The 10,348-nt window shown below is 56.6% G+C and carries 6 protein-coding genes; 2 read left to right on the forward strand and 4 right to left on the reverse strand.

The annotated features are described in order from the left end of the window. Positions 1–210 (forward strand): hypothetical protein (locus VGK48_24140; protein ID HEY2384277.1); only part of this gene is annotated, 210 nt, incomplete at its 5' end. Between the two features lie 761 nt (positions 211–971). On the opposite strand, the gene VGK48_24145 is transcribed toward VGK48_24140, so the two are convergent. Further along, positions 972–3,308: a VCBS repeat-containing protein gene (locus VGK48_24145; protein HEY2384278.1), complete on the reverse strand. Its 2,337-nt coding sequence runs from the start codon at positions 3,306–3,308 to the stop codon at positions 972–974. After that, positions 3,305–7,489 carry an RHS repeat-associated core domain-containing protein gene (locus tag VGK48_24150; protein ID HEY2384279.1) on the reverse strand — a complete coding sequence of 1,395 codons (4,185 nt, stop codon included), beginning with the start codon at positions 7,487–7,489 and terminating at the stop codon, positions 3,305–3,307. The genes VGK48_24145 and VGK48_24150 overlap by 4 nt, the downstream gene beginning before the upstream one ends. Positions 7,490–9,128: 1,639 nt before the next feature. Here VGK48_24150 and VGK48_24155 point away from each other — a divergent pair. Next, complete coding sequence (locus tag VGK48_24155) at positions 9,129–9,668, forward strand: hypothetical protein (protein ID HEY2384280.1); 540 nt, start codon at positions 9,129–9,131, stop codon at positions 9,666–9,668. On the opposite strand, the gene VGK48_24160 is transcribed toward VGK48_24155, so the two are convergent. Together VGK48_24160 and VGK48_24165 are read right to left on the reverse strand one after the other, a co-directional pair. Then, positions 9,567–10,091, reverse strand: a complete 525-nt coding sequence (locus VGK48_24160) for a CBS domain-containing protein (GenBank protein ID HEY2384281.1) — start codon at positions 10,089–10,091, stop codon at positions 9,567–9,569. The genes VGK48_24155 and VGK48_24160 overlap by 102 nt on opposite strands. A 29-nt stretch (positions 10,092–10,120) precedes the next feature. Then, positions 10,121–10,348 (reverse strand): hypothetical protein (locus tag VGK48_24165; protein ID HEY2384282.1); only part of this gene is annotated, 228 nt, incomplete at its 5' end.

Below are 10,348 nucleotides of genomic sequence, written 5' to 3' on the forward strand. Positions count from 1 at the left end.
GGATACTCCATTCTGCCTATACAAACCAGTATCCCTATCCCGCGGCTGGTCTTCTTATCCGATGTCGTCGTTCTGAGGGTGAGAATCTCGAGGCAAATTACCCTGACAGCGATGACGCAAATTATCGTGGCGCGTTACACCCAGCAACCGGCTCAGATGCTGCTGGCCTTGCTTTCGATCTGCTGCCGGCCCGCGGATTCCGAGCCGTGATCCCAACCAGCCCCACAATGTTGGCGAGCATAACAACTGCGCCCGCCATCGCCGCAGGCTGCGCCATTCTTCGCCACCCCTGCGCCGAAATGCAAACTGATGGCGCGCGCCGCTTCCTGCAAATCAAATGCCGATACAATGCTTCGATGATCACTGTCCCCGCATACCAACGCCACGGATGTAGCCAATCCGGCAACCGGCTCATCGTGTGACCACAATCCCGGCACAAATACCGCCGTACCCAAATCACGATCCATCCGGCACTCAGACCGCAGACCTGACGCCTGTAGAGACCATGTCCTTGCACGCGTACTCGTCCGCCATCCCTCGCCACTTGCCCGCATTGCGAACAAAATCGCGGCCGAAGATCCTCAACCGACGGCGCGCCCTCACCTCGCGCGCATAGTTGCTCGACGCAACACTGAAGCTGTGTAGAATGACCACCGTCTCTGTCGGCGGTGATTCAGGCTTGTCTCTGTGCCAAGAAAAAACTGGCCGCAATCACCGCCTTTCCGTCCAAAACAACCGGCGATCATCCTACCCAAATCTTCCAATCGTTGTCTTTTGCGGCGGCCTCTGGCAGGAAATCTTCGATTCGGAACGACCTTACTCCCTGAACTGGGATGCGTGCGGAACTGTTCCTAAACCTGGTTCAATTGACGGCGTTACAAGGGTATTGGTGATGAGCCCTGTCGAGTTCGATTGCACGGGGTTGTTGTGGTGCGATTACTGTGGCGGATAGCCTGAATGCGTCAACGTAACTACTGGCTGGTAATTTGCCTACGTCTCCTGTTCGGAGTCCCTAACCCCCAGCTCCCGAACTGCTTCCAGCCGCTACTTCCCGTGTTGGTGACAACGTTGAGATATGTATTCATGAGTCCCGTGAAGCCCGCCTTAAAAGTCAGTGCGAAATCCACGTCCAGCGTGTTGCCAAAAGTGCTGCCCGACGACCCGATACCGCTCAAGATACACTGGCTGTTCTGTACCGTCGCGACGCTGCCTTGCTGAACCGGTCCGAGCCAATTGCGGGCAGTGTCGTCCCTCAGATAGAAGTTCCCACTAATGCGTTCCCACATAGCGGTGCATCCCGGAACTCCGCCCGGATTCCCCGCTACCATGATCATGACTTGCTGGATATCACCATATCCCAACGCATCGTAATAGGAGGCGGCAAATACCTGGCTCACTCCTCCGCCCGAGGCTGGCGTCTCTGAAATAGCTCGCGCGGCGGCGGGCGAACTCAACAGAATGCTTATTGTATTGTCGACGGAATTGGTTACTGCCAGGTCGGTCCTGCCATCGTTGTTGAGGTCACCCACGATGATTCCTGACGGGCTCGTTCCCACGGTATATGAAGTCGGAGACTGAAACGTTCCGTCACCGTATCCGGATAGTACGTTCACCGTGCTGGTGAGGCTGTTCGTCACCGCAATATCGACTGTGCCATCGCCGTCGAGATCCATAACAGCCAAACTGGTGAGGCCGGCGCCCGCTGCGTATTGGACGGCTGGTGAGAAGGTCCCGTTGCCCAGGCCAAGAAGAACGCTGACGGTGTTGGTAATCGGACTGTTTCTGGGACCCTTTCCGCTGGCTACGATGAGATCGGCTACGCCATCGTTATTCAAATCGGCGATGGCGACCGCTCTAGCCTGCAGCCCGACAGAGTAAGTTACCTCGCTTTGAAGAGTGCCATTGCCGTTTCCCAGTAGCACCCCGAGCTTTCCGGTATCGTTATCGACGACGGCAACATCCGACTTTCCATCGCCATTGAAATCGCCGATCGCCAGGCCGGTCGGAAGAGAACTCGTTACATTTGATCCGTAACCGACGGCTGTCGAAAAGGTTCCGTTCCCTTGTCCGAGCAATATCACGACGTTGTTCCCTGCGTTGTAGCAGGCCACGGCCAGGTCTGGAAATCCATCGGCGTTAAAGTCACCGACTGCAATGCCGAAGGAAAACCCGCCGGTATTGTAGTTCACCGCCGTTCGAAAGGCGCCGTCGCCGTTGCCTAGCAAGATGCTGACATTGCTGTCGGTGTAATTAGACACCGCCAGATCGGGTTTGCCATCCAGATTGAAATCGCCAATCGCGATAGCTACAGGGCGTGAACCGGCCTGGAAGGTGTTGGGAACCTGAAATGTTCCATCGCCCTTTCCCAGAAACACGCTGACATTCGGCTGAGAGAGGTTTCCATAATCGGCGACAACCAGGTCAAGAATGCCATCGTTGTTGAGATCCGCCGCGGCGAGGGCCTGAGGATCGGCTCCCGTGGCGTAACTGCCGGCCAACTGCGGCGGGGAACCCACAAGAGGCAATATCTCGTGAACAATCTGCGGTGAAGTGGCTGCGGACAAGAAAGTGATTCGACCCCAGAGAGCGTGCGTCCCGGGTGAAAGAAAGACGTTAGGCAGCGTTGCCGTCCCACTCGTCAGGTGCACGATACCGAGGAGCGTCCCGCCATCGTAAAACTCCACCAAACCTAGCGTTGTATATGGCTGGGCCGTCGCGGTGATCGCCAGCGCCTGGCCGAATCGCGAAGGGCTCGCTGGAGATACGGTTAAGTTGAGTGAGGGATTTGTTGAAGAATTGGTGGATGGAATATAAGTAAGCCCGCTGAGCGTAAACAGCGCCCCCACTGTTCCGCTGACCTTGACGGTCTTGATACCGGGATTCGAGATTTCCAGAAGCGACGTCGAACCCGCAACGCCATCCGTATTCGCTGATCCCGATGCACCTCCCGCGAGCTGATTGTTGACGTCGAACGCCAGCGCTGCGATTGGAGTGAGGCTGGTGTACCACATCGACAAGGACTGGACCGTAGACGCGAAGGTGATTGTAATGGTGGAATCGACGGGGTCCCAGATCACCACATCGCCGGCGTGTGGCGGATACGCTGCATTATTGTAACCACCGAAGCGCGAGACGCTCAGGGCCGTCACATTGGGCCCGAAGGTCACACCCGGGTAGTGGCTGCCGATATTCTGGCCGCCGCTATTGATAAAGTAATTATTCGGCAGCGTTGCAAAGTTGAGCGTGGTCTGGCCAAAAGCTATACCGGGAACGAGCACAAACAAAAGGACCACAATTCTCGCGCTCACTGCAGCCCCGGTTCGCAGCCATTCGGCGCTGACGTACACGGCGTGTTCGTCGTCAGGTGTGCCTCCCCTGCGCCAAGGCCGATTCCGCCGGAGATCACCCAGATATCACCAGAGCGAGCGTATTGAAATTCAAAAATACCGGTAGTGAAAATGTAGGTATCAAATTTGCCCGATAAGTCCGAGACGTCGTGAGCATTAGTAAGGAAGGTAGAGAGTCCGAAGCTGACTCCTGTTCCGCTCACCGCATTGACATTCCCGGCCTCATCCGGCGTAACCACGGACGAGTTCCCCGCGAACGCTCCACCCTGAACGAATGCGCCGCTGCTCTTCTGGCCGTAGGAATCGACAAAATTCCCGACGCCGGCTCCGCCGATCACCGCGAAGTTACCAACATTTGAATATGCGGTGCCGCCGACATTCACGCCGCCACCGCAAATTGGGGTGGATCCAACGTGCAGGCATGCTGAGTTCTCGGCAGTCGGGTCCCAGGCAGGAAAAATCGGTTCTGCCGACAAACCGTAAGGATCGCGAAACCCGAGTGGGTTATTACGTGCGTAAACGTACCTGTTTCTGTCCCACGGACTGGCGGGGGCCCCTTCCACCCGGTCCTGTGACAGAAAGCGGCCCGTTGTGGGGTCATAGTAGCGCGCGCGAAGGTAATAGAGCCCTGTGGCGCTGTCGAACGCCTCGCCGGCCCACTTGTATTTTTCCTTCGTACCCAGCGGGTCAGCGGGCGTCTGGAGAGTTCCCCATGCATCATAGGCGTAGTTCCCCTTTAGCGCGCCGGAGCTATTCACCACGTTCACGATGCTGCCGATTCCATCGATGCCGGTGTATTGAGTGCCCGAAGCGCTGCTCAGTCCGATCAAAGAGCGGCCGTACTGGTAACTGATTGGGCCGTCCGGGCCCTGCTCGCTGATGACGGCCGATGGTACGCGGGCGGGATCTGTTATGTAGGAATATGTTCCGGCGCTAACCTGCTGTGATAACCGGTTTCCGTCGCCGTCATAGTCGTACTGAACGCTCCCGCCGTTCCCCGAGACCGAAACCAAACGCCTGGCCGAATCCCACGAATACGCCGTCGCTCCGGCCGGCGTTAACTTCGAAATCATGCTCCCGTTTCCATCATAACTGTAGGCATTGCCACCCCCGGTCAGCATCTCGTCGGCATCGTCATACGTATAGAACAGGCTCTGGGCCGGGGACGTCACCTTGATCCGGTTACCAACCGCATCGTAATCGTATTGAACCGTTTGTCCCGTCGCGTTGGTCACCGAGGTCAAGCGATACAGCGCGTCGTATGCATACTTTGTAGTCGAGTGCAGATCCTGGTTGAACGGCGCGGTCGGTCCGGAGAACGAGACTTGAAGTCGATTCCCCACATTATCGAGCGAATACCCGAATGAGCTGAGTACCGATTGTCCCGGTATGGTGCCGGTGAACGTAGTCACAGCCGTCAGGCGGTTCGCAACGTCGTAGCCGAACTCACTAGTCAACGGGCCAGGCATCGTGACGGATACGAGTTTGTTCGCCTGATCGTAGCTGTAGCTCGTAATCTGATTATTCCAGTCGGTGACTTGCGTCACATTGGAAGCTCCGTCGTATTGATACAGTAGGCTCCGTCCATCCGGGTAAGTGATCGCCGTGCGGCGTCCGATCGGGTCGTAAGCGTAGCTGATGGATACGCCGTCGAACCGGGTAATCCTGGTAAGCCGGTTCACCGCGTCATAAACATAAGCCGTGGTCCCGCGGCGGTCGGTGATGGAAACTCGGTTTCCGTCGGAGTCGAACGATTGCGACACGGAGCTACCATCCGGATATCGAATTCCGACCAGCCGGTTCAGGGCATCGTATGTGAACACGTTTGTCGCCTTATTGCCGTCGGTTACGCTGACGGCATTGCCTGCGGCATCGAATGTTTTCGAGGTCTGCCGGCCGAGCGGATCGGTAATTCGGATCAGTCGATTGGCGGCGTCGAACGTGTAGGAGCGGTTCTTCCCTCGGGCATTGGTATAAGTGATGCGGTTGTTATTTCCGTCAAATGCAAATTGCGTCTGCTGTCCCAATGCATCTGTGACTCGGACGAGATTGTGAACGCCGTCGTAAGTGTAGGCGGTGCTCTGGCCGTTCGCGTCCGTAATGCCGGTGATGTCGTGCATGGCGTCCCAATTGAAAACGGTGCGCAGTCCCAGGGGATCGGTTAGGACTACAAGGCGATCCAGGTTGTCGTATTGATATTTTGTGGTGCGTTGTAGCTGGTCGGCGGAGGATGTCAGGCGTCCCACATTATCGTAAATCATGGACCGGATTCTGCCGGCTCCATCAATGACTTGGGTGAGGTCCCCTACGGAATCCCACGTAAACTGTGTCGAATTGCCTGCAGCATCTCTAATGCCGATAGGTTGGCCAAAGCTATCGTATGCATAAATCGTGGTTCCCGCCGCATCCTGCGTCGTCTCGAGATTATTGTTTTGCAGATCGTAAGTCAGGACAGTTGTATGACCTGCGGGATCGGTGATTTGAGTGGGATTGCTGTTGATGTCGTATGTGACCTGAGTCGTGTTCCCGGCCGCATCCTTGATACTGGTAGCGTTGCCGGCGGCGTCCCAGGTCAACGTAGTGACATGACCATTCGCGTCTGTAATGCTGGTCCGGTTGTTGTTCGCGTCATATGCAAACGTCGTCTTGCCGCCTGTCCCGTCGATGGTCTGAACCAGCCGCAATGCCCCATCGTAAATATGCTGAAGCGTATTCCCGTTAGCGTCGGTGATCGTCGTAACTCTGGCTGCCGGCGTGTTATACGCGAATCGCGTGGTAGCGCCGACGCCGTTCACCTGTGCGGTGACACGTCCGGTGGCGTCGAAAGTGTTTTGAAGATACGTAATACTTCGCGGATCCACGGCTGCCGTCATTCGGTGCGCGCTGTCATAGGAGTATCGCGTGATGCCGCCCGCCGCGTCCGTCACGGAAGCAAGGTTGCCGTTCAGATCATAAGAGTAGTGAATGGCGCGGCCGCTCGGATCTGTTATGGAAGTGATCCGGTGGCTGGAATCGTATGCCAGCGTTACAGAGCGCCCGGTGACATAGGTGATGGAGGTCAGATCTCCGGCGCCGGACCGGGTCATGGTTTGCTGGTTTCCATTCCGATCTGTAACGGAAGTGAGCGCGCCTGAAGAAGAGAACGCGATCTTCGTCCGGTTCTTGCGGATGAGGATGAAGCCACTGCCGGTGTTCACAAGCGTGTCGTAACAGCCGGGTGTGGCCGCCGTGTAGCCTCCGACGGACGGGTTGAAGGTCAGAGTGCCGCCGGCAGCTTCCTTGACTGTTACAATTCCGGTGCCGGAATCGACCGTGAGTGAAATGTTGTAAGAGTGGCTCCAGCCGAAACCCAAGGAGCCGTTATAGGAATCAAAGCTGTTGTAGTAGCGATTGAAGACGAAGTTGAGGCCTCGAACGCGGAGAGAGAGATCGGTTTGCACGGAGTAATAATTGCCGGTTGCGGTATTCACCGGCTCGGCGAACGAGCCCGTTGGGTTGGTTGTTGTATTCGTGGGCCCGAATGTGCCCGGCGGCGGCGTCACCACGATCGTCAGCGCGCCGGTAACGATCTTGTTGCTGGCATCCGTCACGTTGATGGGAAACGGGTACGTGCCGGTGGCGGTGGGTATTCCCGAAATCGCTCCCGTATTGGTGTCGAGCGATAAACCGGGAGGAGTTCCAGCCCCCCAACCCCACAGGTACGGCGGTGTTCCATTCGCCGCCTGAAGTGTGGCGGAAGGGTACGGGCTGCCGAGGACTCCCGCTGGAAGCTGGGTCGTGATGATCCGCAGTCCAAGGATTGGAAAGCTGACGCTTGCGGAGGTCTGAGGGCCTACGGACACCGCCACCTGCGCGGTTTCCGCATTTGCAACCAGCGCAGCTGTTACATTGACCGCGATCTGTGTTGTAGAGACGCTGATGGGTATCAGAGTTGTCGGTTGATTCGAAGGACTGGTCCACAGCACGGTGGCGCCGACGCCGAAATTAGCCCCCTTGAGGGTCAGAGTAAATGCCGCCTGGCCACTGGATGCGGATGCTGGAGTCAATGAGGTGATGACGGGCGGCGCTGAAATGACATCTGGGGTACCCTCCAGCGTGAAGTAGGCGCTTGCTCCAGGCGCCAGCGCCGGCGTGAAGCTCACTGTCCCGGTGTTTCCATCGGCTGAGTTGAAAGATATACCTGGTCCCTCGTAATGAGTAGGACCGAAGGGGCATCCATTCGGTGTGGGCGGCGTGTCGCAGAGGCCATCTCCATCGAATACGAAAAGTCCGGCTCCCTGCAACGTAATAGACGAAACAGGTCCAGTCGAATTGTTCTGAACGCCTATGAGCGCATCCTCTCCGTCCCCGAATGCAGGCGCATTCGCATCAGTCAGCACGCTGACGCCGGAGTCGGACACAATAACCAATGCCTGACAACTGGTCGCCCCGCCAACGGCGGGACATTGCCTGAACGGCGCGGTCTGCGCCTTCAATATGTGTGAACTGACGCAAATCCACGCAGTTGCTGTGAATATAAGGGTGAGCGTTCTTATGCCAATGTCAGAACGGGCCATAAGGAGCCGAGAAGCATACTGAGAGGCGAAAATCTGTTCTGTAGTTCCACTTCCGCGTCAACTGTGGAAAGCTGCCTAGCTGGTACGGTTTCATAGACATCGTCTAGAGTAAGAATTGGCAGCATAAATGCGCGATAGCTCCGTGTCAATGTGGCTCTGAGACTTTTCAGATATGGAACAGCGCATACCGGCGAGATGGTTGCGGCGTAAACGCGCGGCGTGCAACGAGTGAGGGCAATGCTCCAATAACATCGGCAAAGCAAGGGCTGGCAAGACTAACCAGCCAAGGGCTGGCGCCCTTGATATCGGCGCAATGAAGCTACGGTTGCGCAGCTCTTGCGTTGTGAGTGATGAGTTTTGAGTGAAACCGGTTCCCGTCTTGACTCAAAACCGGGAACTCATAGCTCAGAACCCATAACGGCCTAAAGTAAACTTGACGCCGGACAAGAGGTCATCGGTCCGATCCCGGTCGCGCCCATAATCGTTTCCATCAGTTGCAGCGGTGGTAGATCTTCGGTAGGCACGTCTTGTGACGCGATTATGACCTGCAGGTCTTTGGGTCGTTGCGCTTTCTTCGCACTCTTCTTTCGTTTTGGTTTGCCCTCCAGTAGATCCAACGTTTCTTTTTTGGCGCCAAACGAACGTGACAATAGTGATCAAGCATCCGCCTCGAAACATGTTCCGCTATAGACAGAATCGTGCAATCGGTGGCACCGGGTTCAGCCAGTTCAGTAATGGCTGATGACGCAGATCATGAAACCGCAAGCATTGGAGGCCGGCCACGGTGCTAATTTTGCGCCAAACGGTACGCCACGATTTTTTGCGGTTCAGTAGCATCAAATTGCCCGTTTTCGCAGCGGGGGAAACACGTAATGCGTTGTTCAGTCGAACCGAGTTTTCCGGAGGTGGACAGCGCCTGCAGCGCGGTTTTATTTTCATGGGAATGGCTCGAAGGCCTGCCGCCGTCTGAAGGATAAGCGAATCAAACACAATGTGTTAAGTATTGCGAACCGGCCGCGGAACTCCTCTAAGAACCTTATGTATGTTTTACTTTTGCGCTTGAGCGGTGAGCAGCCGTCGAGGGTGCGGATTTGCATTGAAGGACGAAATTTCGCAAAATTGCCGACCTACGATCGAAACAGGAAAGGTGAGCGCCGCTATGCGGCGCAGATCGCGCGCCGACCCGGAGCTAGAATAGGAGTAGAACTTCCAGTGAAGGTGGATCATGAACAGGAACCTTTTTCTCTGCCTTCTATTGACCGGCTCACTCATATGTCTTGTCGGCGTCAATGTGGCAACAGCTGCTCCGCAGCAACGGATTCCGCAGTCGATCGTGGTTAACGGCCAGCAGACCATGGGCGTCACGCTCCTGCAAAACGGCATACCCGAGTCCCCCAATTGTGCCGCGCCGCAGCCGTACACCGCTGTAGATCAGTCGTCCAGCGGGTGGGCATGTTATGACCAGACCGGCGGAGTCTGGCTGTTGCATGCGCAGCCACCGCAGGCCCAAGCGTATCCAGAACCAGCACCGGAATATGAGTATGGCTATCCGGACGTGACTCCATACTATCCGGACGACTACTACCCTTACGGCTATTACGACACGCCGGGCTTCTCGTTTGGATGGGGTCCTGGAGGACCTGCATTTTCGTTTGGGTTGGGTTCAGATCACGAGCACCATGAGCACGGATTCGAGCGCGGCCACGCCGAACACGGCGAACATGGAGGCCATCGTGAACACGGGCATGAAGGAGGCCGGCGGTAATCGAGTCGGGACAGAAACGCTGCGCGTGTATTGCGGCAGAACGGCCGTCAGGCAGCCTTCAACTCCGCCATGTGCCTTGAGGAACTGAAGAACACCGCGCCGAGTTATCACACCTGCCAGTTCGCCGTTCGAGATCACAGGTAACTGGTTGATGTTTTCACGAACCATGATGTCCATTGCTTGTGCGACCTCCGCATCCGGAGAAACGCTGTGAATGCGATTGAGTGGAATTGCAACCTGCGAGACCGTCATCAATGGCCAGCGCTCGCGCTCCACGCGTTTCAATTCGTGGACCGTGATAAGTCCCGATTGGCGGCCGCTCTCCAGAACGAGAAAACAGCGCCGTCCCGTGCGCAGGAAGAATTCTTCCGCTAACGTCCGGAGGCTCAGATTGCCGTCGATTACGGGACACTCCCGGGACATGACATCCCTGACGTGCACGCCTGAAAGTACTACCGACGCCTGAACATTGGCGTAGCTGGTGAGGCGGCCTGCGTGAGAAACCAGCCGATAAACGCAAGCCAGAGACCTCCAAATCCGGCGCCCGTGAGCACCCTGAGGAATCCATACACAATCAGCGCAACTCCGATGAACTCTCCAGTGCTCGCCGCAATTCGCGTTGCGCGGACAATGTTCCGGGTGATTCGCCAGGCGATAGCCCGAAGGACGCGGCCGCCATC

The sequence above is a fragment of the Terriglobia bacterium genome, assembly GCA_036496425.1.
GTDB lineage: Bacteria > Acidobacteriota > Terriglobia > 20CM-2-55-15 > 20CM-2-55-15 > 20CM-2-55-15.

Excerpts from the sequence above, each read along its gene's own strand:
- VGK48_24155 (HEY2384280.1), top strand. The coding sequence starts at position 9,129 with ATGAACAGGAACCTTTTTCTCTGCCTTCTATTGACCGGCTCACTCATA.
- VGK48_24160 (HEY2384281.1), bottom strand. The coding sequence starts at position 10,091 with ATGTCCCGGGAGTGTCCCGTAATCGACGGCAATCTGAGCCTCCGGACG.